The following is a 22,296-nucleotide window of genomic DNA, read 5'->3' as shown; positions in this document are numbered from 1 at the left end:
GCATCAGCGCGTCCAGAAGTCCTCTGGCCGACTGCCGGGGCGGAATCCGAAGTACTCCACCATGGCCATCGCTTCGGGGAAGTTCGACGCGAGGCCCTCGGCCTGGTGCGCGTCGCTCCCGAACGAAACGGCGCGGCCTCCCTCCTCAGCCCACCACTGCGGGATCCACGGCCAGAGGCGCCTGGTGTTCATCTCCAGGGCGCGCTCGGATTCCGCGATTGCTCGCATCGCCGTGCGGAACCCCTCCTCGAAGTCGTACGGGTCGAAGGGCCCCGCCGTCGCGACGGGCCACGACCGCACGGCGTAGTCGATGTGCGTGAAAACCGCGAAGGAGTCGGATCCCGCAACCATGAGCGGAATCTCCTCGAGATACGCGTTCATGACATCGTGCGCGTGCCGGTATCGATACAGGGTCGTCGGCTCCGTGCGATCCCCGCCCTCGAACGCGAGCATGTGCAGCGACCCGTTGACGCGGTCGATCGCACCGCTCGACAGCAGCGCGGCGGCCTTCGCATCCCAGAGATGCGGTTGCCCGTACTCCACGCCGGTGAGGATGCGCAGATCGGCGAAGTCGCGTCGGCACCGTCCGATGGCATCGAGGTAGCCCTCGACGTCGAACCTCGGAAGTCGCACGTGCCCGGTGCCGTCGACGTACTTCTGCGCGTGGTCCCCGATGTCGCCGTCGTCGGCTCGCCAGGCATCCTCGAAATCGAGGTGCTCGGTGAACACGACGGCAGGCAGCCCGATCGTGACCGCCCGCTCGCAGATGCGCCGCATGGCACCCGCCGAGGCCGGATCCGAACCCGCGTCCCACGACCACTCGCTGTGGACATGCGCGTCAGCTGTCAACCTCGTCACGCGGACGAACGTACTCCGCAATCGGCAGGCGCTCGCGATGCACGTCGCGTCCGCGTCGGACACCACTCTGGCTCGACGCGGCAGGCGGTCCGGGTGTCGCCGGGCTATGCCAGGGTCGAAAGGATGACTTCCCTCAACCATTCGGACTCCGATCGTTCGCGTTCCGTGCCACTCGATGCCGACCATCCGAACCCCGCGCACGGCTGTGCGCATCCCACCGGGGCGACCGCGGTACGCACCTGCACCGGACGGGTGGGTGCTCACGCATGATGGGCGCGCATCACGCCGTCAGCGGTGCCGCCGTGTGGCTCGCCGTCACGGCGACCGCACCGGCGATCCCGTTCGTGGCGGGACGGGTGCTCCCGATGAGCACCGGGCTCGATGTGCAACCGCCGGAGGTCGCACTGCTCGGGGCTCTGGTCGTCGCGGGGTGGGCGCTGGTGGCGGATCTCGACCATCATTCCGCGACGATCTCGCGGTCCGTTCCCGTGCTCGGCAAGCTCGCCTCCGAGGCGGTGGCAACGGCATCCGGCGGCCATCGCAAAGGGACGCACACCGTGTGGGCGGCGGTCATCGCCGGCCTGATCGCGTGGGCGGCCTCGCTGCTGGTGTGGGACACACACTCACCGGTCGGAACGCTGTCCGTCGGACTCCTGCTCGTGACCGCCCCGGCGATCGCATTCGCGACGCACACCATCAAGTCGATCAAGATCATCAGCACCTGGCCGCGTGCGTGGCTCGTGGGCGTGATCGGTGCGCTCGCGATCGACACCGGCATCCGCACGAGCTTCGGATGGCTCCTGCTTGCCGTCGTGCTCGGATACGCCGTGCACCTCGTCGGCGACTTCCTCACGGTGGAGGGGATTCCGCCGACCTACCCGTGGGTGCCGAAGCCGCCGCACTGGTGGCGTCGCAGTGCGCTGCTCGGGCACTTCTGGCACGACAACGGATACGTGAGCCTGCCCGTCCTCGGGCGCACCGGTTCCAAACGCGAGTGGTTCCTGGCCGTCGTGCTCACTCTTTACGTGCTCTACGTCGTGTTCTTCGAGGTGCATGCACTGGTGAACCTGCACTGGCGGCTCTGACGCGGCGCGCGGGCGTCACGGCCCCGGCCGGCGCGGGTGCGGACGTCCGCCGCGAGTTGTGTGTGCGGACGATCCGTCTCCCGTGACATCCGTGACGTACGCCCGGCGTCCGCTCAGGCCGCTGTCGGCTCGGCCGCGGTCCGTTCGGAAGCCGGTCGACGACGCAGAGCGCTGGTGCCGATCTCCGGGCCGCGGTACACCATGTCCATCGCGCCGACGCTCTCTCCCGGCGGGACGATCTCGTCGATGCGGTCGAGCACCTCGTCGGGCAGGGCGACGTCCACACCGGCCAGGGTGTCTTCGAGCTGCTCCATCGTGCGCGGTCCTGCGATCGCGGACGTGACGCCCGGATGGGCGATCACGAACGCCATTGCAAGGTGGGTCAGCTTGATGCCCACCTCGTCGGAGAGGGCGATGAGTCGTTCGACGGTCGCGATGCGACGCTCGTCGCGCAGGTGGCGCATGCCGGTTCGCGTCGAGCGGAAGTTGTCGTTCTCGGCTCCGGCGCGGTAGCGACCCGTCAACATGCCCCCGGCCAGCGGGCTGTAGACGAGGGTCCCCATGCCGTAGCGCTGAGTGACGGGCAGGATCTCGCGCTCGATCTCCCGGTCGAGGATCGAATAGTTCGGCTGCTCTGTGCGGAATCGCTCGAATCCACGACGCTCGGACATCCACTGCGCCTCCACGATCTCGGATCCGCGCATGGACGACGATCCGATTGCCAGCACCTTGCCCTGTCGCACGAGATCCGTGAGAGCGGAGAGCGTTTCGTCGATGTCCGTTTCGGGGTCCGGCCTGTGCAGCTGGTAGAGGTCGATGTGGTCGGTCTGCAGGTTGCGGAGCGAACGCTCGACGGCGTGCATGATCCAGCGCCGGGAGGCGCCACGATGGTTGATGTCGTCGTCGACCGACCCCCAGAACTTGGTGGCGAGCACGACGTCGTCGCGCCGTCCCTTGAGCGCCTCGCCGACGACCTCTTCGGAGTCGCCGTAGCGGTCGGCGGTATCGACGAAGTTGATGCCGGCGTCGAGGGCGCGGTGGATGATGCGGACGCCTTCCTGTCGATCAGGATTGCCGAGCGAGCCGAGCATCATCGCTCCGAGAGCGAACGGGGTGACCTTGATGCCGGTACGGCCGAGTGTGCGGTACTGCATGTGTGTTGCTCCTCGCGAGTTGCGACCGTGGCGCCGAGAGGGCGGTGCCGTATGATCGAATTAATCGGAACAGCATTCCGGGTGAGCTGGAACGGCTTACCGGAACAGTGTTCCGCTTACGAGAGTGGACTGTACACGCTTGCTCGCCGAATCGCACTGCCTCGTCGCGCGAACCGTCCGCTCCTGATCAACACCTGCCACCACCCATGTCCGCGTCCGTCGCCGAGGAGCTCCGAATGTCCTCAACCCCGAGCGCAGAGTCGGTTCTCGCTGACGCCGCCTCGCCCCGGCGGATGCGGTCGGATGCGCGCCAGAACCTCGATTCGCTCCTGGAGGCGGCCAAGAGCGTGTTCGCGGAATCGGGCGTGGATGCGCCGATCCGGTCCATCGCGGCCAGGGCGGGTGTCGGCGTGGGAACGCTCTATCGCCACTTCCCGCTTCGATCCGACCTGATCTCCGCCGTGTTCCGTCGCGAGATCGACGCGTGCGTCGACGCCGCGCCGGAACTGGAGGCCGCATATCCGCCCGGCGAGGCGCTCGACCGCTGGATCATGCGCTACACGCAGTTCGTTGCCGCCAAGCGTGGACTGGCGGCGGCGCTGCACTCAGGGGATCCGGCCTACGAGCCGCTCGCCGAGTACTTCGCCACGCACCTCGCGCCGACGCTGGAGCGCCTGCTCGATGCGGCGCGCGCATCCGGAGACATCGTTCAGCAGGTCGACGCCGCCGAGTTCCTGGCTGCAGTCGCGAACCTCTGTCATGGCGGCGAGCCCATCGAGGCCGAGGCCTCGGGACGCACGAGGCGGATGGTGCTGCTGCTCCTCGCCGGGCTGCGGGCGCCCGAAGACACCCTCGCGGCCCAGGCCGGCTGATCGATCTCGGCGTCGCGCAGTGCGTGGCGTCCCCGGTCGGAGCCGCCGGTCGGTGATCGATCCCCTCCGGTTGTCGGATGCGCGACTCATCAGTCGACGTCTGAAGCGAGGGAGGATCGCATCATGGTCGACACCGTGGTTCATGCCGAGATCATCGGAGAGCATCCGGACGAGCTCCGCGCGTTCTACTCCGCACTCTTCGGATGGGACGCGCCGCCCGGTGATCCCGTCGCCTCAGAGGTTTCCGATCCGGAGTCGTATTCGTTCAACCCGTCCCCCGGGGGAGACGGCGTTCCGGTCGGGATCGGCGGCGGGTCGGGATTCGCTCCGCGGGTGGTCTTCTACGTCGGAGTCGACGACGTTGCTGCGACCCTGGGGCGTGCCGTGGCGCTCGGCGCCACGATCGTCGTCGCCGTGACGACGCGACCCGACGGCGGAGTCCGCGTCGCCCAGTTCGCCGACCCAGAGGGCAACATCATCGGACTCGCCGGGCCGGCGTAGTCCCAAGGCCCGACGACCCGGGATCCGTGGCCGCAGCCACGCGCTGGGTGAGGAACAGCGCGGCGCGATCGAGTGCGTGATCCGCTTCATCGAGGACGCCGGCCCACGCCTGGAACACGTGCGGGACGTTCGCTGTGACGTCGAGGATGACGTCCACGCCCGCCTCCCTGGCACGATCGGCCAGACGGACCGAGTCGTCGAGGAGCAGCTCGTTCGTGCCGACCTGCAGCAGGATCGGCGGAAAGCCGGTGAGGTCGGCGTACACGGCCGGAGTGGCGAGCGGCTGGCGGGCGTCCTGGCCGTTCAGATACAGGTCGCCGTTGCGTTCCAGCCCGGCGAACGTGAAGAACGGGTCAACGCCCTCCTTGATGCGCATGCTCGCTCCGGTGCGCGTGTGATCCAACCCCGGCGAGAACGCCACGATGGCAGCCGGAAGCAGCAGCCCGGCGTCGCGAGCTGCGAGGCTGACGGTGACGGCGAGCCCGCCGCCCGCCGAGTCGCCGGCGAACGCGACGGTGGACGCATCCGCGCCGTTTTCCAGGAGCGAGCGGTAGGCGGCGACTCCATCGTCGATCGCCGCCGGGAACGGATGCTCCGGCGCCAGCCGGTAGTCCACCGAGACCGCGCGCATGCCGGTGCGCACGACAAGGTTGGCCGTGACGGCCATCGCCGTCTCCGGGGATCCCTGCGAGAATGATCCGCCGTGGAAATAAAGGATCGTCCCCGGCCGGACGTGCTGTTCAGCCTCTACGACAACGGCCCGCCGTCCGCCCAGCATCGCCGTTGTGCTGCGCACACCGGCGGGAACCGGGAACTGGCCCATGAAGGCGGCGAATCCGGCCCGAGCCTGCTCGATCGTCGCCGGTCCGGCCGGCTGGGGCGTGAACCTCAGCTGCGCGTCGAGTTCGATCCGTTGCTGTGCGCTCATCGTCATCCTCACCGCCGCGATCGCTTGACTTCGCGGACATGTATATGCCGCGGCATCTAGTTTGTAAACTGTATGCCGTGGCATCCAAATCTGCAAAGACGCGACATGGTGGCTTCTTCGACGACCTGGTGAGGTGCGAGACGCGTCTGTACAACGCCGTCGGCGAGACCCTGAGGGCGGAGCACGGTATCGGCACGTCCCAGTTCGAGTTCCTGCGGTACCTGCGTGACCATCCGGGCGCCAGGGTGGCGGACATCGCCACGGCGTTCGCCGCGGGTGTCGGCGCGATCAGCAAGGGCGGTGACCGGCTCGTGGCCGCGGGATGGGCGTTCCGCTCACCGAATCCGGCTGATGGGAGATCGTCGCTCCTGAGCCTGACCTCGGCGGGCGAGGTCCTCGTGGCCGAGGCCGAGGAGACCTTCGACAGGCGGCTCGACGAGCTGATCTCCTCCGTCGTCGATCCAGGCGATCTCGAAGTCGCACGGTCGGCATTGTCTGAGCTTCGGCGCGCGTTCGAGGCGAATCGAGTCGGCCTGCCCATCGGATAGCGATCCCGATCTGTTCGGATCGGCTCGGTCCGGATCGAAGAATGGTGAAGTGTCTGGGATACCCCTAGGGGGTACTATGCTGTTGAGCGCATACCCCTAACGGGTATAGCCACGGAGAGGACGACGGCATGACGACGACGGAGTACCGAGTGACAGGGATGACCTGCGAGCACTGCGAGCGTTCGGTGCGCGACGAGGTCGGTCTCGTGGCCGGCGTCGACGGCATCCAGGTGAGCGCGCAGACCGGAAAGCTCGTCATCGACTCGACCGACGTCCTCGACGATGCCGCCGTGCTGGCCGCGGTCGACGAGGCCGGATACTCGGCCGCGCGCATCGCGTGAGCACCGTCGCCCCGGTGCCCGCACGAGGCATACCGGCCGGTCGCGCCTCCGTGACATCCGCTCAAAGCTCCAGCGTCGAGCTGGAGCTCGGGGGCATGACGTGCGCGTCGTGCGCGACCCGCATCGAGCGCAAGCTCAACCGGCTCGACGGCGTCACGGCCACCGTCAACTACGCCACGGAGAAGGCGACGGCCGCCGTACCCACCGGATTCGACACCTCGCTGCTGATCGCCGAAGTCGAGAAGGCCGGCTACACGGCCGTGCTTCCCGCGCCGCCGGCCGAGACGGCACGGGAGGCGGAGACGGATGGCGCCGGCGAGTCGGATCCGGAACTCGGCTCCCTGCGCACGCGACTCGTCGTGTCAGCCGTGTTGTCCCTGCCGGTCATCGTGCTCGCGATGGTGCCTGCGCTGCAGTTCACGTGCTGGCAGTGGGCGTCGCTCGTGCTCGCGGCGCCCGTCATCGTGTGGGGCGCGTTGCCCTTCCATCGGGCCGCCTGGACCAACCTCCGGCACGGCGCGGCGACGATGGACACCCTCATCTCGATGGGCACGCTCGCCGCGTTCCTCTGGTCGCTCTACGCGCTGTTCCTCGGCACCGCAGGGATACCCGGCATGACGCATCCCTTCGAGTTCACGCTCGAACGAGGCGACGGATCGTCGCAGATCTACCTCGAGGTCGCCGCCGGCGTGACCACGTTCGTGCTCGCTGGCCGCTACATCGAGAGGCGCTCGAAGCGGAAGGCCGGGGCGGCGCTGCGGCGGCTGCTGGAGCTCGGTGTGAAGGACGTGTGCGTCCTGCGCGGCGGTGTTGAGACGCGGATCCCGATCGCGCAGCTGCACGTGGGAGATGAATTCGTCGTGCGTCCTGGCGAGAAGGTCGCCACCGATGGCATCGTCACCTCTGGCACGTCGGCACTCGACACGTCGACCTTCACGGGAGAGCCGGTGCCGCGCGAGGTCGCGGCGGGCGACGACGTGACCGGCGGAGCCGTCAACTCGGGTGGACGCCTCGTGGTGCGGGCCGTGCGGGTCGGATCCGAGACGCAGCTGGCCCGGATGGCCCGTCTCGTCGAAGAGGCCCAATCGGGCAAGGCGCAGGTTCAGCGTCTCGCCGACCGCATCTCCGCCGTCTTCGTGCCCATCGTCATCGGCATCGCCGTTGTCGCGCTCGTGATGTGGCCGGCTCTGGGGTATCCGGCATCGGCGGGGTTCACCGCCGCCGTCGCCGTGCTCGTCATCGCCTGTCCCTGCGCTCTGGGACTCGCGACGCCGACGGCGCTCCTGGTCGGAACGGGGCGCGGGGCGCAGCTGGGCATCCTGATCCGAGGACCGGAGATCCTCGAGTCGACCCGCAAAGTCGACACGATCGTGCTGGACAAGACCGGCACCGTCACGACCGGACGCATGACGCTCGTCGACGTCGTCACCGAGCCCGGAACGGATCGCGCCGAGCTTCTCCGTGTGGCGGGGGCTCTGGAGGACGCCTCCGAGCACCCCATCGCACAGGCGATCGCGAAGGCGGCGACGCAGGAGGCAGGAACGCTTGCGCCCGTCGAGGGGTTCACGAACCTCGAAGGCAGGGGAGTGCAGGGGGTCGTCGATGGTCGCGCCGTCGTCGTCGGGCGCGAAGCGCTTCTGAGCGACCGGGGGCAGAAGCTCGGCCCAGCGGTCTCGGCGGCGAAGGCACGAGCGGAGCAGGGCGGCAAGACCGTCGTGACGGTCGGGTGGGACGGTGCCGCACGCGGCATCCTCGTCGTCGCCGACACGGTGAAGCCCACCAGCGGTGATGCCGTCGCACGGCTGAAGCGCCTGGGGCTCACCCCCGTTCTGCTCACCGGAGACAACGCGGCGGTCGCGCACCGGATCGCGGCCGAGGTCGGCATCGACGAGGTGCTGGCCGAGGTGTTGCCCGAGGACAAGGTCGACGTCGTCGCACGCCTCCAGCACGACGGCCACGTCGTCGCGATGGTGGGCGACGGCGTCAACGACGCCCCTGCGCTCGCCACTGCCGACCTCGGGTTGGCGATGGGAACCGGCACGGATGTCGCCATCGAGGCTTCCGACATCACCCTGGTCCGCGGGGACCTCCTCGCGGCCGTCGACGCGATCCGGTTGTCCCGCGCCACCCTCGGCACCATCAAGGCGAACCTGTTCTGGGCGCTGGCGTACAACGTCGCCGCCCTGCCGATCGCGGCGCTCGGGCTGCTGAATCCGATGTTCGCCGGCGCGGCCATGGCGCTCTCGAGCGTGTTCGTCGTGGGCAACAGCCTGCGACTGCGACGGTTCCGGAGCGTCGGGCGCACGGCATCCGGTGCGGTTTCGCGCTGAGCGGATGAGCTCTGAGCAGCGCGGGGCCGCGTTCCGAGGGCGAGCCGGTAGCATCCCGTAGTGCGCGCTGGAGCCCGGAGCGAGGCATTGTCGTGCCTCGGCCCGCGTCGATGTCTCGTTCGTTCGCGTTCGGCATCCGGCAGCGGAATCAGATGCATCAAGGAGGACCCATGCCCCACTTCGACCTCGTCGTGCTCGGAGCCGGACCCGGCGGTTACGTCGCGGCCGTGCGCGCGGCGCAACTCGGCCTTCAGGTCGCGGTCGTCGAACAGCAGTACTGGGGCGGGGTGTGCCTCAACATCGGCTGCGTCCCCGCGAAGACGCTGATCCGCAACGCCGAGGTGTTGAGCCTCGTCACGCGCGAGGGTGCCCAGTTCGGCATCTCGGGCGACATCCACGCCGACTACGGCGTCGGCTGGGACCGCAGCCGCCAGGTCGCGGATGCCCGCGCCAAGGGCGTGCACTTCCTCATGCGCAAGAACAAGATCACCGAGTTCGACGGCCACGGATTCTTCACCGGCCCGAAGTCGATGGATGTCGCGCTCGCCGCGGGCGGCACCGAGCAGCTCACGTTCGAGAACGCGATCATCGCGACCGGGTCGACCGTTCGCCTGCTGCCGGGCGTGACCCTGAGCGAGAACGTCGTGACGTACAAGGAGCTCATCCTCGACCGCGACCTGCCGAAGTCGATCGTCATCGTCGGCGCGGGCGCCATCGGCCTGGAGTTCGCCTACGTGATGGCCAACTACGGCGTGCAGGCCACGGTGATCGAGTTCCTCGACCGCGCGCTGCCGAACGAGGACGTCGACGTCTCCAAGGAGATCACGAAGCACTTCAAGTCGCTCGGCGTGCCGATCCTCACCTCCACGAAGGTGGAGACGGTGGTCGACGACGGCAACCAGGTGACGGTGACGTACACGGCGGCGGACGGCTCGACCGGCACAGCGGTGGCCGACAAGGCGCTCATCTCCGTCGGATTCGCCGCGAACGTCACGGGTTTCGGCCTGGAGAACACCGGCGTCGAACTGACGGATCGCGGCGCCATCGCGATCGACGACTTCATGCGGACCAACGTTCCCGGCATCTACGCCATCGGCGACGTCACGGCCAAGCTCCAGCTCGCCCACGTGGCCGAGGCGCAGGGAATCGTGGCCGCCGAGACGATCGGCGGCGCGGAGACCATGGCGCTCGGCGACTACCGCAACATGCCCCGCGCGACGTACATGCAGCCGCAGGTGGCGAGCTTCGGACTCACCGAGCAGCAGGCGCGCGACGCAGGGTACGACGTCGAGGTGGCGACGTTCCCGATGCTGGCGAACGCCAAGGCGCACGCCCTCGGCGACGCCAGGGGATTCGTCAAGCTCGTCGCCGACACGAAGCACCACGAACTGCTCGGCGGCCACATGGTCGGGCTCGACGTCTCGGAGCTTCTGCCCGAGCTCACGCTGGCCCAGAAGTGGGATCTCGGAGCACTCGAGCTGGCCCGCAACGTGCACCCGCACCCGAGCCTCTCGGAGTCGATGCAGGACGCCTTCCACGGCCTCGTCGGCCACATGATCAACCTGTAGCCCACACGCGTTCGTCCGAAGGGGCGCTCTTCCCAAGGGAAGGGCGCCCCTTCATCGCGAGGGTGCCCGTTCCTCCGGCCGAGGGTGCCCGTTCCTCCGCGCGAGGGTGCGTGTTTCTCCGGCCGAGGGTGCCCGTTTCTCCGCCCGAGGGTGCGTGTTCCTCCACGTGAGGATGCGTGTTCCTCCGCGCGAAACGTCAGAGGCGGAAGGTTCCGATCGGCACGTCGGCGACCAGGCGGCGGGCGACGCCGAGCGCGTCGTCCTCGCTCAGCTGGTGCGTCGCCACGAGAGATGCCAGGTGCCCGGCATCCAGGCGACGCGACATGTCGTGGCGGGCCGGGATCGAGCAGAACGCCCTGGTGTCGTCGATGAATCCGCTCGTCTTGACGAATCCGGCGGAATCGGTCACCGCCGAGCGGTAGCGCGCGATCCCGGCGGGGGAGTCCAGGAACCACCACGGCGCGCCCGCGAACACGCTCGGATAGAAGCCGGCCAACGGTGCGATCTCACGCGAGAACAGCGTCTCGTCCACCGTGAACAGCACGATGCGGAACGTGGGGTCCACGCCGAAGTCGCGCAGGATCGGCGTGAGCGGCACGGTGTATCCGCCGACAGCAGGCAGGTCGTGCCCGGTGTCTGGTCCGAACGCGTCGAAGGTCGGCCGGTGGTGATTGCGGATGACGCCGGCGTGCAGCTGCATCACGAGCCCGTCGTCGGCGCTCATCTCGGCGAGACGGTAGAGCATGTTGCGACGGTAGGCATCGGCATCCGCCTGGCTGATCGTTCCGACGAGCGCTTCGCGGTGGATGCGCTCGGCGTCCGCGGTGTGCAGCGGCTCGCTTCCGGCGTCGATGACCCCGGTGTCGGTCGCCGTTCCGCCGGCAGCCTTGAAGTACGCGCGCCGCGACCGCAACGCGTCGAGCAGGCCGGCGTAGGTGCCGCAGTCGATGTTCGCCGCTGCAGAGAGCTCATCGAGCTTGCCCCGCCAGGTGGGCTCGAGCGGATGCATGTACCGATCGGCCCTGAACGTCGGCAGCACTCGGCCGTCGAACGAAGGGTCGTCCCGAAGCTCGAGGTGTGCGGCGAGGTCGTCTGCCGGATCGTCGGTCGTGGCGAGCACGGCGATGCGGAAGCGCTCGAACAGCGCCCTCGGACGGAACTCGGGTCGTGCGAGGGCGTCGGTCAGCTGGTCGTACAGGGCGTCGGCGGTCTGCGGGGACGGGGCATCGGTGAGCCCGAACACCTCGCTGAACTCGCTCTCGAACCAGTAGCGAACAGGCGTGCCGAGGAACACGTCCCAGTTCTCGCAGAGCGTGCGCCAGATTTCGCGTCCCGAGACCGCGGGTTCGGCCGAACCGGAACCGGATGCGGCTGCCGTGCCGCCGGCGCCATCTCCGTCGCGACGCACGACACCGAGCCGCCCGAGCGGCACACCGACGGCGTGCAGCAGACGCGTCACGTAGTGGTCGGGGGTGATCAGCAGCTGAGCGGGATCGCCGAACGGCTCGTCGTCGAGCAGCATGTCGGCCGGGACGTGGCCGTGGGGCGAGTAGATCGGGGCGTCCGCGACCTCGGCGTACAGTCGCCTGGCCACATCCCTGGTCGCCGGATCTGCCGGCAAGAGTCGGTCGGGATGCGGTGCGAGTGCGGTCATGTCGGCGATCTCCTCGGGAACTGGATGGGCGATGCTGGGCTCAGGCGTCGAGCTGCGCGGCAGAAGGAACGGACTCCGTACCGGAGTCCGCATCAGAACTCGGTGCGGCGTGCGATGTCGGTACCGCTTGGGGCGCCGGTGCAGATGCAGGTGCGGAGACAGGAGGCTCGGCGGGCGCCGCGCCGGTGGACGCACGCACCGTGAGGTGCGTGGGAAGCACGGCGGCGTGGCGTGCGCTCGGCGCCGACCGCGGATCCAGCTGTGCAGTCAGCAGCGAGACGGCGAGCCGTCCGGCCTGCTCGATCGGCGCGGTCATGGTGGTCAGCGGAGGGTTGCAGAAGTCAGCACCGAAGATGTCGTCGCATCCCACGATGCTGAGGTCGGCGGGAACGCGGATGCCGCGGCTCGCCAGATGCTGCAGCATGCCGATCGCGAGCAGGTCGTTGAACGCGATGGCGGCCGTCACATCCGCGTTGAGAACGGCGTCCGCCGCCGCCGCACCGGCGCTCTGACGAGGTGAGAACGGACCCAGCCGTACCGCGCGCACGTCATGCGCCTTCGTGGCCTTCACGAAGGCGCGCCAGCGGCTCTCGTTGGGCCAGGAGGTCGCTGGGCCCGAAACGTACGCGATGGATCGGTGGCCGAGCGACACCAGGTGCTCGACGGCCTGCACGGTGCCGCTCGGTGTGTCGATGAAGACGCTCGGCACGCCCCGCGTCTGGCGATTGATCGCCACGAGCGGCAGTTCGGCGGCGAGGGTTGCAAGCGCCCTGTCCGAGAGGCGGGATGCCGCCAGGATCGCGCCGTCGAACGAGGAACGCAGCCGGTGCAGAAGCGCATCCTCGTTCTGGTCGGACTCCTCGGTGTCGATCAGCAGCTGCGAGTATCCGGACGCCTTCAGCTGCCGCTGCGTGCCGCGGATGATGTCGAAGTAGAACGGGTTCGTGACATCCGACACGAGAACGGCGACGGCGCCGCTGCGGCCGGATGTCAGGGCGCGGGCCTGCGAATTGGGGGAGTATCCGAGCTCTGCGGCGATCCGCTCGATGCGCTCACGGGTGGTGACGTTGACGCGTCCGGGATTCGAGAGCGCTCGGGATGCGGTCGAGATCGCCACGCCGGCGCGCTCCGCCACGTCGGCGAGCGTCGCCGGTCGCGCTGCGCGTTCGCCCTGGTCCTGCATGGAGACAGCAAAGCAAGCGATCCGCCGATTCGGCAACAAATGGCAAACGTTTGCCAAGTCTCTGTCCGCAGGGGCAGTGGCGTCGAGGTGTCAGCGTGCGGCCCCGGGCAACGGACCCGTCACAGTCTCGACGACCGCGAGAACGCTTCGCTCGAGGAACGACAGGAATTCGGCCGCCGCCGCGTCCCCGGCTTCGCCCGGCTCGAGTTCGCCGTCCACGAGCGCGCGCTCCGCGAACGAGACCCAGGCACGGAGCGCGACGCGCAGCAGCGGCGACGAGGGAACGCCGAGCTCGTCGAACACCGCGATCACGCGCTCCGTCTGGATCCGCTCCGCTTCCTCGACAACGGCGCGTACCTCGTCGTCGCCACTGGCGACGCCGTGCACGAGCGAGACGAACGTGCTGCGGTGATCCCGCACGAACGTCACGATCTTCTCCAGCGTCGCGTGCAGCCGTTCCAACGGAGGGAGGTCGAGCTGGGGCTCTGTCGCATTCAGCATGCCGTCGCGCGCAGCACGAACCACCTCGCGATGGAAGCCCTGCTTCGACTCGAAGTAGTAGAAGAGCAGGCCACGGGAGACCCCGGCCTGCGCGGCGAGGTCCTCGACGTTCAACTGTCCGAGCGGACGGTCGGCGAGAGCGGCGACACCGAGTGCGATGAGCTGGGCGCGACGCTCGTCCGGCGTCATGCGGGTACGGCGCTCGGCGGGCATGCAATGAGCCTAGGGCGTGCTCGGGCGCGCCCCTCGCCGGGAAGACGGATGCCGTCGGTCACGGCTCTATCGGAGCGTGGACCCCGCGGATTAGCATGACCCCCACCTGGGGGACGAAACTGGGGACTGGCATCCGTTATTGACTCGTGGTAAATAGTTACTGACGCTCGGTCAATAGCGATGCAACCCCGCGACTCCGAGCCGCGTTGGCGCATCGCGTGCCCTCACCGCAGCGCACGACAGCTCCGCAGTTCACATCATCAGCACTTCGGATCAAGGAGGATCTATGAAGTTCCGTTCCCTGACGTCTTCGCGCGCTGGCCGGGTCGCACTGGCGGCCGTGCCGGTCGGAGTCGTTGCGAGCCTGCTCATGACGGGGGTCGCCAACGGCGCCGTGCCTGTCGCGTTCACCGTCTCCGGCTCGACGTTCCAGGTCGGCGCCAGCGAGCTCGATGCCACAGGGTTCTCGCAATACTCCGGCGTGGCGAAGCAGCAGGACGGCACGACGCACCCCGTGTCGGTCGCGAACATCTCCAGCGCGAAGCTCTACGACCTCTGCCAGTCCGTCGTCGTGCCCGGCATGCCGGTCGGTTTGAAGATCACGGCAGGCGGGGGCGGTAATCCAGCGACCGCGACCGACATGCAGATCGGCATGACGGACCTGCAGGGCGACGCGACGTTCAACAACATCCGCATCGGCGTCGACGCGTCGACGGTGAACACGGACGCCAAGGGGTCCGTCGGCGACTTCGCCCAGGATGCCGACTCGGTGGTCATCAAGGGCCTGAAGCAGACCGCGTGGAGCACCCAGGCCTCCGTCTTCAACCTGTCCGGCCTGCACCTGCAGCTCACCAACGGCGAGACCTGCTTCTAGCCGAACGCTCTCGCGACGGGTGGCGGATGCAGCCGGCGAGGCATCCGCCACCCGCCCAGTTCGTACTTCCTCACTCTGCGCTGCGCCATCCGCTCCGCAGCCAGACCCGACGGCACCGTCCCGAATTCCAGCCCGAATGGAGAACACTGTGCAGACCGCCAGCAGGTGGCACGCCTTCGTCGCGTGGTACCGCAAGCGACCGTTCATCGGTGGAGTCCTCACCGTGCTCGGCGGAATCGAGATGTTCTTCTCCGGCCAGTTGTCGCTCGGCGACATGAAGGTGCAGGTGGGCATCGAGGGGTTCCAGGCGACGCTGATCCCGATCGTGCTCGTGCTCGTCGGCGTGCTGGCGACGCTGATGCCCCAGCACCGCATCTTCTACGGCGTGATCGCGCTCGTCGTCGCCGTCTACTCGCTCGTCGGCGTGAACCTCGGCGGGTTCTTCGTGGGCATGATCCTGGCGAGCGTCGGCGGGGTGATGATCGTCTCCTGGATGCCGCGTCACGCCGCAACCGCGGAAGCCGAGGGCCGTGCAGAGTCCGACGACGACCCGGCCGATCGTGACAGTGTGACCGATAAGGCGGACCACGACTCCGACGGCGAGACGGACGACCAGACGAGTGCCTCAGCGGATGCCATCGCCGCGCTCGTGCCACCTTCGGACGACGACCTGCCGCCGGTTCCTGACGCATTCGACGATTCCGCACCGGTCGCGACCGCGAGCCCGGCAAGAGCAGCCGCACCAGCTGCGTCGGTGCGGCGTCGTGGATCCCGATCAACGGGAAAGGGAGTCGGACGAAGCACCGCGGGCGGAGCGCTCGCGATCGCGCTGACCGTCACCGTCGGAGTCGGACTCACTACCGGCCAACCGCAGCGGGCTGCTGCTGCCGAGGCGACGGGTGTGTGCATCCTCGGATTCATCGGCGACTGCTCGACCCCCAGTCCCACGCCCACGCCGAGTTCGACGGGGACCCCTGCGCCGTTGGGCACGGCGACGGATCCGTCATCAGGCGGGGCCACCGGCGCCGGCACCGGCGGCGGCACGGGCGGCGGCACCTCCACTCCTGCGGTCCCGGCCGGACCGCAGCTCATCGCGCCGGCATCCGCCTCTCCCGTTTTCACCGGCAAGCCGGCGCTCCTGCAGGGCTCGTCCCTCGCCTTCTCGGGGCTTCGCTACCTCGGCCTCGCCACGGTGCGCCTCTCCGATGGCAGCACGGCGACGGTGCTCAAGCTCTCGATGGACAGCGTGACGATCCCCGGATTCCGGCTCGACACGCGGGACGCCGACGGTGAGGGAACCGACACCGTCGCGACCCAGATGGCGTTCAGCGGCGGCGTCGACACGTACTGCTCGTCGCTGAAGGGGATCCTGCAGAACGGCGCCGCAGTGCAGTACGACATCTCGCACCCGCCGTCGACGGATGGATCCGTTCCCGTCACGCGGATCATCTCCCTCGAGGTCTTCGGCATCACCGGCGGCAGCTCCGCCCTGACCGGGTTCCACGAGATCATCAGCTGAGGCGATGGCTCGTCCTGGCGCCGGTGCGGTGCGGCCCATGGCAAACCGTGGCAAACGTTTGCAGTCGCATCCAGCGGCTGCCTAGTGTCGATGGCATGAGCTCCGCCACGGCCGCTGAAGGCCCCACCTGGCTTCTCTCCGGCTTCGGAGACGAGATCCATGCAGACCCGAATATCCAACTGGCCGTGCTCGAGGCGCTCGGCGCCCGGCACATCGAGGTGCGCAGCGCCTGGAACGTCAACATCGTCGACCTGGACGCCGATCGCCTGGCCGAGCTGAAGACGCTGATCGATGGCGCAGGGTTCGGCGTTTCCGCCATCGCCTCCCCGATCGGCAAGGTCGACATCTCGCTGCCCGTCGAGCACGAGGTGGAGCGCCTGAGCAGAGCGATCGCTGCGGCCCACGCACTCGACTCGCGCTACGTGCGCATCTTCTCGTTCTACCGGGGCGAGGGCATCGCGGCAGAGGACATCCGCGACGACGTTCTCGTGCGGATGCGCGCGCTCGCCGATCTCGCCGAGCGAGAGGGTGTCGTGCTGCTGCACGAGAACGAGAAGGAGATCTACGGCGACGTGCCGTCCCGCGTGCTCGACATCGTGGAATCCGTCGGATCCGACGCCCTCCGCCTGGCCTGGGACAACGCCAACTTCGTTCAAGTGGGCGTCAAGCCGTTCACGGATGCCTGGCAGCTCCTGAACCAGCACGTCGAGTACCTGCAGGTGAAAGACGCGCTCTTCGCCGATGGCAGCGTCGTGCCGGCCGGAGAGGGCGACGGCGAGTTGCTGCAGACCGTCACAGCCCTCAGGGATGCCGGATACAGCGGCTTCGCCTCCCTCGAACCCCACCTCGCCGACGGATTCGCCCTCGGCGGCTTCTCCGGGCCACGCGCCTTCGGCACCGCCGGACGCGCGCTGAACCGCCTCCTCGACCGGATCGGAGTATCCGCAGCATGAGTTCCCTGTCTCAGACCACTACGGGCATCGACGCCGGGCCCCGCCTGACCGCTGCCATCGTCGGCTGCGGCGTCATCGCCGACAACCACGTGCGAGCGCTCGCCGCTCTCGGGCAGTTCGACACGGTCGCGCTGATCGATCCGGTGACGCCCGCTGCGGAACGCGTGGCGGGGCTCGTCGAGCTGACCGGTCAGCCGCGCCCTGCACTGTTCGCCGATCTCGGGGAAGCGCTGGAGGCGCATCCCGTCGACCTGGTCGTCATCTGCACGCCGAGCGGCCTGCACGTGCAGCTCGCCGAGACGGCGCTGAAGGCCGGAAGCAACGTGGTGATCGAGAAGCCGCTCGATGTGTCCGTGCCGCGGGCGAGGCGCATCCGCGAGCTGGCCGACGAGGCTGCAGAGCGCGGCCTGGTCGCATCCGTGATCAGCCAGCACCGCTTCGACCCGGCCTCGGTGGTCGTCGCGAACGCCGCGCACTCCGGCGAGTTCGGCGTGCTGACCAGCGCCGTCGCATCCGTTCCGTGGTGGCGCACGCAGGAGTACTACGACTCCGGTCAGTGGCGCGGCACATGGGAGCTCGACGGCGGCGGAGCCGTCATGAACCAGGGTGTGCACACCGTCGACCTGATGGTGTGGTTCCTCGGGAAGCCGGTCGCGGTCTACGCGCACACGGCCAGGCTCGCGCACGACAGGATCGAGGTCGAGGACACGGCCGTCGCCACGGTGCGGTTCGAGAACGGTGCCCTCGCGGTGCTGCACGCCACGACCGCCGGATTCCCCGGACTCCCCGTGCGCGTGCAGGTGCACGGCTCGAACGGCTCGGCGGTCGTCGAGCAGGACCAGCTGGCGTACTTCGTCTCCGGTGGTGCAGCCGGCGACTCGAACGCGGATCCCACACGCTCCAGCACGCAGAATCGCGCGGCGGAACTGGTCGGTCCGGGCGACCTCTACGGAACGACTCGACCCGCCGACGCCTTCGTCGAGGGACACGAGCGCCAGTACCTCGACATCGTCGACGCCATTCGCACGGGCCGTGCGCCGGGCGTGACCGTCGCCGACGCACTGCTGTCGTTGGCCGTGGTTCGCTCGGTGTACCTGTCGGCGACCCTCGGACGCGAAGTCCTCGTCGACGACGTGCTCGACGGCGTGTACGACGACGAGCCCGTGCACACCGAGATCGTCACCGAGTCGGTCGACGCGTGAGGACCCTGCCCGTGTCGCTGAACGTGAGCGGACGTCGCCGGAGGCCCGCGGATGCCCTCGGTCGCTGACGCCCGCTCCTCGCGCCCCGAGGTGCGCATGGCGCATCTCGGGCTCGGCTACTTCCACCGCGCGCATCAGGCCTGGTACACGGAACGTGCGAACGCGCTTCCGCCTGCCGACCGCGATGCCTGGGGCATCGCCGCGTTCACCGGGCGTTCGCCGCGCACCGCCGCGGCCCTCGCCGCGCAGGACTGCGTCTACACGCTGATCACCCGTGCGGCGGAGGGTGACAGCGCTGAACTCGTGCAGTCGATCGTTCGGGCGCACGACGGAGCCGGATCCGATTGGGAACGGACCGTTGCGGATCCTTCCGTCGCACTCGTCACCGTCACCGTGACGGAGCGGGCGTACGAGACGGCTGAGGAGCAGTCGGGTCACGCCGAGCCTGCCGATGAGACGGCGGGAGCGCGGATCGTGCGCGGTCTCGCGGCGAGGGCGCAGGCATCCGCCGGCCCCATCGCTTTGGTGAGCTGCGACAACCTCACCGGCAACGGCGAAGCGCTGCGCCTTGCCGTGCACCGTGAGGTGCATGATGGTGCGCTCGCCGAGTGGATCGCCCAGAACGTGTCGTTCGTCTCCACGATGGTCGACCGCATCACTCCGCATACCACCGACGCCGACCGCGACACCGCTCGGGAGCTCACCGGATACGACGACGCCGTCCCCGTCGTCACCGAGCCGTTCAGCGAGTGGATCATCCAGGGCGACTTCCCGGCCGGACGTCCGGCCTGGGAGCTGGTCGGCGCGCGTTTCGTCGACGACATCGAGCCGTACGAGCGACGAAAGCTGTGGCTGCTGAATGCCGGGCACACGCTGCTGGCCGCCACAGGCATCCCGCGCGGCCACGAGACCGTCGCCGAGGCGTTCGCCGACAAGGAATGCCGCATGCTGCTCGAGGATCTCTGGGCTGAAGCACGTGTGCTGCTGCCCTTCGACGAGGCCACGACGGATGCCGCGCTCTCCGCCCTGCGCACGCGCTTCGCCAATCCGCGCATCGCACACCGGCTCGTGCAGATCGACGACGGCAGCCAGCAGAAGCTGCGGCAGCGGCAGGCCGCCATCATCACTGCCAGGCTCGACGCGGGCGACGAGCCGGGCAGGGCATCCCTCGCCACCATCGAGGAATGGGGGAGGGTCAGAGGGCTCGACCTCGCCGAAGCCCTCGACGTTCTGCAACCGGGGCTCGCCCGTCGCGCGTACCTGGGCTGAGCCCGCTTTCCGTCGCAGCCCACTCTCTTACTCCGGACCCATCACGAGGAGAATCCGCACATGATCATCCAGTCCGCCGAGGTGCTCGTCTCGAGCCCTGGACGCAACTTCGTCACCCTTCGCATCACGACAGACGACGGTTTCACCGGACTCGGAGATGCGACGCTCAACGGCCGCGAGCTCGCCGTCGCCGCCTACCTGTCGGAGCACGTCGTGCCTCTGCTGGTCGGACGCGACGCCAGCCGCATCGAGGACACCTGGCAGTACCTCTACCGCGGCGCGTACTGGCGCCGGGGACCCGTGACGATGGCTGCCATCGCCGCCGTCGATACCGCGCTCTGGGACATCAAGGCCAAGGCAGCAGGCATGCCGTTGTACCAGTTGCTCGGCGGACGGAGCCGCGATGGCCTGCTCGTCTACGGCCACGCATCCGGAGTCGACCTGCCGGAGCTGTTCGACTCGATCCGCGAGCACCTGGACGAGGGATATCGCGCCATCCGGGTGCAGACCGGCATCCCTGGCCTGCCCTCGGTGTACGGCGTTGCGCACTCGAGCAACGCGTCAGCGGGAACGGATGCCGGATCCGACGCCCGCTACGACTACGAGCCCGCACGCCGCAGCGCCCTTCCCGTTGAGGAGAGCTGGGACACCCGTGCCTACCTGCGTCACGCGCCGACCGTGTTCGAGGCCGTGCGCAACGAGTTCGGCCCCGAGCTGCCGCTCCTGCACGACGCGCACCACCGGCTCACGCCGATCCAGGCCGCTAAGCTCGGCAAGTCGCTCGAGCCATACGACCTGTTCTGGCTGGAGGACGTGACGCCGGCCGAGAACCAGGCCGTGCTGCGCCGTGTGCGAGAGCACACCACGACGCCGCTCGCCATCGGCGAGGTGTTCAACACGATTTGGGACTACCGCGAGCTGTTCGAGGAGCAGCTGATCGACTACGTGCGCAGCCCCGTCACGCATGCGGGCGGCATCACGGGCCTGCGGCGCATCTTCGACTATGCGGCCGTCTACCAGATCAAGTCGGGTGCGCACGGGCCGACGGATGTCTCGCCCGTCGGCCTGGCCGCCGCCGTGCACCTGGGCCTAGCGATCCCGAACTTCGGCATCCAGGAGTACATGCAGCACGCGCCGGTCACGCACGAGGTGTTCCGCACCACGTACACGTTCGAGAACGGCATGCTGAACGCCTCGGATTCCCCGGGCCTCGGCGTCGAGTACGACGACGAGGTCGCTGCGGCGCATCCGTACGCCGGCGCCTACCTCCCGGTGAACCGCCTGCTCGACGGTTCGATGCACGACTGGTGACGCTTCCGGCTCAATGCCCCGCCAAGTGACCTGAACTCGTCGAGTCGCCCCTTGCCGCCCACTCGCCCCACTGCAGCACGCAGTATCAGGGTGAGTCGGCGGCAAGGGGCGGGTCGATTTGCGGCGTGCGGGGCTGGTAATGTCACCGAACGTGTGCGGTGCGATCATCCGCACGAACCTGCACCAGGTGGTGCCCGAGTGAAGGAGGTGTTCAACGTGGCCGAAGTCTTTCGTGTCCCGGTCCGATCCTTCACTCGACGCGGGGCCGCTCGCCGCTAGCATCCTCGCCGACGGCCGCGGCCTCCCCACCCTTGGAGACCGCAGTGTCCTTCTTCGGCGACGACTTCGTCGTCCCCACTTTCACCGTCTTCGACATCGACGACGGTCAGCGCAGGTCGACCTGGCCTGCCACCATGCCCAGCGAGCGCGGTCCCAGACCGCATCCCGACTGGGTCGTCACGTCGGCGGCTGCCGTCGACACCGAGCTCGGCATCCTGAAAACTGGTAAAGAGGCCGACGTCTTCCTGCTGGAGCGGGCAGTGCCGGGCATCGTGCCTGATGTAGATGGCGGACGCTCCGTCGTGCTCGCCGCCAAGCGCTACCGCGGCGCCGAGAACAGCGACTTCCACCGATCCGGTGACTACACGGCAGGACGCCGAGTGCGGAACACACGCGACATGCGCGCCATGGCCCGCAAGTCCGACTACGGGCGCTCGGTCGCCGCTGTGCAGTGGGCCGCTGCGGAGTTCAGCGCGCTGTGCGGTGCGTGGAGCGTCGGCATCCCGGTTCCGTATCCGGTGCAGGTGCAGGGCACGGAGATCCTGATGGAGTTCATCGGCGATCCGCTCGCGCGCAGGGCTGCCCCGCGCCTGGCGTCTGCGTCGCTGACCGACGGCGACCTCCGCGCGTGCTTCGACCAGGTCGTGGAGATCATGCACCGGTTCGCACTGGCGCAGACCGCCCACGGGGATCTCTCGCCGTACAACCTCCTGGTGCAGGACGGCCGGGTCGTCGTCATCGACCTGCCGCAGATCGTGGACCTCATCGGCAACCCGAACGGATTCGACCTGCTCGAGCGCGATGTGCGCAACGTGTGCACGTGGTTCGGGCGACGCGGGGTGCCGAGCGACCCGGATGACCTGTTCGGTCAGCTGTGCGCCGACGCCATGGGGTAGCGGCAGGGATTGGCTTTTCGCTCAACCGACGCAGCGCAGCCGCCTCGGCGCTGGCGCCCCCAGCGGGCTTTCACTTTTAGCTCCAGCGCGCTGGTAGACTTGTACACCGAACTTCGGCGAGGGATGCCGGCACCGGCTCGAACGCGGGTAACGCGGCTTCGCAGGTGCAGCATCCGTGATCGACGCGGTGGACCAGGCTCACGTCTGTCCTCACGCTGACATGCAGCACGAGTTGACAACGAATCCCCAATACGACG

General features: G+C 68.6%; 20 protein-coding genes. 14 read left to right on the top strand and 6 right to left on the bottom strand.

Annotated features, from left to right (window positions below; translation table 11 throughout):
- Positions 1–3: 3 nt before the first annotated feature.
- Entirely contained in the window at positions 4–858 is an 855-nt protein-coding gene (locus HII28_RS05560; protein ID WP_170024493.1) for a PHP domain-containing protein, read from the bottom strand.
- 266 nt (positions 859–1,124) lie between these two features.
- On the opposite strand from HII28_RS05560, the gene HII28_RS05555 reads away from it, so the two are divergent.
- On the top strand, positions 1,125–1,943 hold the full coding sequence (locus HII28_RS05555) for a metal-dependent hydrolase (RefSeq protein WP_170024492.1): 819 nt from the start codon (positions 1,125–1,127) through the stop codon (positions 1,941–1,943).
- Between the two features lie 113 nt (positions 1,944–2,056).
- Here HII28_RS05555 and HII28_RS05550 read toward each other — a convergent pair whose 3' ends face one another.
- On the bottom strand, positions 2,057–3,097 hold the full coding sequence (locus HII28_RS05550) for an aldo/keto reductase (protein WP_170024491.1): 1,041 nt from the start codon (positions 3,095–3,097) through the stop codon (positions 2,057–2,059).
- 236 nt (positions 3,098–3,333) lie between these two features.
- Between HII28_RS05550 and HII28_RS05545 the strand changes: the two genes are divergently transcribed.
- Both HII28_RS05545 and HII28_RS05540 read left to right on the top strand, forming a co-directional pair.
- Entirely contained in the window at positions 3,334–3,969 is a 636-nt protein-coding gene (locus HII28_RS05545; RefSeq protein ID WP_170024490.1) for a TetR/AcrR family transcriptional regulator, read from the top strand.
- 123 nt (positions 3,970–4,092) lie between these two features.
- Positions 4,093–4,470 (top strand): VOC family protein, encoded by a 378-nt coding sequence (locus HII28_RS05540; RefSeq protein WP_170024489.1) that lies wholly within the window; start codon positions 4,093–4,095, stop codon positions 4,468–4,470.
- Here the strand turns inward: HII28_RS05540 and HII28_RS05535 are convergent.
- Positions 4,445–5,398 (bottom strand): alpha/beta hydrolase, encoded by a 954-nt coding sequence (locus HII28_RS05535; RefSeq protein WP_170024488.1) that lies wholly within the window; start codon positions 5,396–5,398, stop codon positions 4,445–4,447. The two genes, HII28_RS05540 and HII28_RS05535, sit on opposite strands and share 26 nt — an antisense overlap.
- A gap of 77 nt (positions 5,399–5,475) precedes the next feature.
- On the opposite strand from HII28_RS05535, the gene HII28_RS05530 reads away from it, so the two are divergent.
- From HII28_RS05530 to lpdA, 4 genes are all read left to right on the top strand, one after another.
- Positions 5,476–5,946: a MarR family transcriptional regulator gene (locus HII28_RS05530; RefSeq protein WP_346769200.1), complete on the top strand. Its 471-nt coding sequence runs from the start codon at positions 5,476–5,478 to the stop codon at positions 5,944–5,946.
- Between the two features lie 128 nt (positions 5,947–6,074).
- On the top strand, positions 6,075–6,287 hold the full coding sequence (locus tag HII28_RS05525; protein ID WP_170024486.1) for a heavy-metal-associated domain-containing protein: 213 nt from the start codon (positions 6,075–6,077) through the stop codon (positions 6,285–6,287).
- A gap of 95 nt (positions 6,288–6,382) precedes the next feature.
- Positions 6,383–8,617, top strand: coding sequence for a heavy metal translocating P-type ATPase (locus HII28_RS05520; RefSeq protein WP_170025979.1), 2,235 nt, complete (start codon positions 6,383–6,385; stop codon positions 8,615–8,617).
- Positions 8,618–8,787: 170 nt separating this feature from the next.
- The gene (gene lpdA / locus HII28_RS05515; RefSeq protein WP_170024485.1) at positions 8,788–10,185 is read left to right on the top strand and encodes a dihydrolipoyl dehydrogenase; all 1,398 of its coding nucleotides are present in this window, start codon (positions 8,788–8,790) and stop codon (positions 10,183–10,185) included.
- Positions 10,186–10,381: 196 nt separating this feature from the next.
- Here the strand turns inward: lpdA and uxaC are convergent, their stop codons facing one another.
- The 3 genes from uxaC to HII28_RS05500 all read right to left on the bottom strand — a co-directional run bounded on the left by uxaC (position 10,382) and on the right by HII28_RS05500 (position 13,736).
- A complete protein-coding gene (gene uxaC / locus HII28_RS05510) occupies positions 10,382–11,839 on the bottom strand; it encodes a glucuronate isomerase (RefSeq protein WP_170024484.1) in 1,458 nt (485 codons plus the stop codon).
- A 40-nt stretch (positions 11,840–11,879) separates the two neighbouring features.
- Positions 11,880–13,022, bottom strand: a complete 1,143-nt coding sequence (locus HII28_RS05505; protein ID WP_170024483.1) for a LacI family DNA-binding transcriptional regulator — start codon at positions 13,020–13,022, stop codon at positions 11,880–11,882.
- Positions 13,023–13,112: 90 nt separating this feature from the next.
- Positions 13,113–13,736, bottom strand: a complete 624-nt coding sequence (locus HII28_RS05500) for a TetR/AcrR family transcriptional regulator (protein WP_170024482.1) — start codon at positions 13,734–13,736, stop codon at positions 13,113–13,115.
- 286 nt (positions 13,737–14,022) lie between these two features.
- On the opposite strand from HII28_RS05500, the gene HII28_RS05495 reads away from it, so the two are divergent.
- The 7 genes from HII28_RS05495 to HII28_RS05465 all read left to right on the top strand — a co-directional run bounded on the left by HII28_RS05495 (position 14,023) and on the right by HII28_RS05465 (position 22,039).
- Positions 14,023–14,610: a DUF6230 family protein gene (locus HII28_RS05495; protein WP_170024481.1), complete on the top strand. Its 588-nt coding sequence runs from the start codon at positions 14,023–14,025 to the stop codon at positions 14,608–14,610.
- A gap of 148 nt (positions 14,611–14,758) precedes the next feature.
- Positions 14,759–16,129 carry a DUF6114 domain-containing protein gene (locus HII28_RS05490; protein WP_170024480.1) on the top strand — a complete coding sequence of 457 codons (1,371 nt, stop codon included), beginning with the start codon at positions 14,759–14,761 and terminating at the stop codon, positions 16,127–16,129.
- A gap of 95 nt (positions 16,130–16,224) precedes the next feature.
- Positions 16,225–17,082 (top strand): sugar phosphate isomerase/epimerase family protein, encoded by an 858-nt coding sequence (locus tag HII28_RS05485; protein ID WP_170024479.1) that lies wholly within the window; start codon positions 16,225–16,227, stop codon positions 17,080–17,082.
- A complete protein-coding gene (locus HII28_RS05480; protein WP_170024478.1) occupies positions 17,079–18,284 on the top strand; it encodes a Gfo/Idh/MocA family oxidoreductase in 1,206 nt (401 codons plus the stop codon). The genes HII28_RS05485 and HII28_RS05480 overlap by 4 nt, the downstream gene beginning before the upstream one ends.
- A gap of 51 nt (positions 18,285–18,335) precedes the next feature.
- Complete coding sequence (locus tag HII28_RS05475) at positions 18,336–19,553, top strand: mannitol dehydrogenase family protein (RefSeq protein WP_170024477.1); 1,218 nt, start codon at positions 18,336–18,338, stop codon at positions 19,551–19,553.
- Positions 19,554–19,613: 60 nt separating this feature from the next.
- A complete protein-coding gene (manD, locus tag HII28_RS05470; protein ID WP_170024476.1) occupies positions 19,614–20,864 on the top strand; it encodes a D-mannonate dehydratase ManD in 1,251 nt (416 codons plus the stop codon).
- Positions 20,865–21,187: 323 nt separating this feature from the next.
- Complete coding sequence (locus HII28_RS05465) at positions 21,188–22,039, top strand: RIO1 family regulatory kinase/ATPase (protein WP_346769199.1); 852 nt, start codon at positions 21,188–21,190, stop codon at positions 22,037–22,039.
- Positions 22,040–22,296: the final 257 nt, after the last annotated feature.

It is taken from the genome of Planctomonas sp. JC2975, from assembly GCF_012985205.1.
In the GTDB taxonomy this organism is placed as follows: Bacteria; Actinomycetota; Actinomycetes; order Actinomycetales; family Microbacteriaceae; genus Humibacter.
This window is presented reverse-complemented; position numbering and strand designations above follow the sequence as displayed.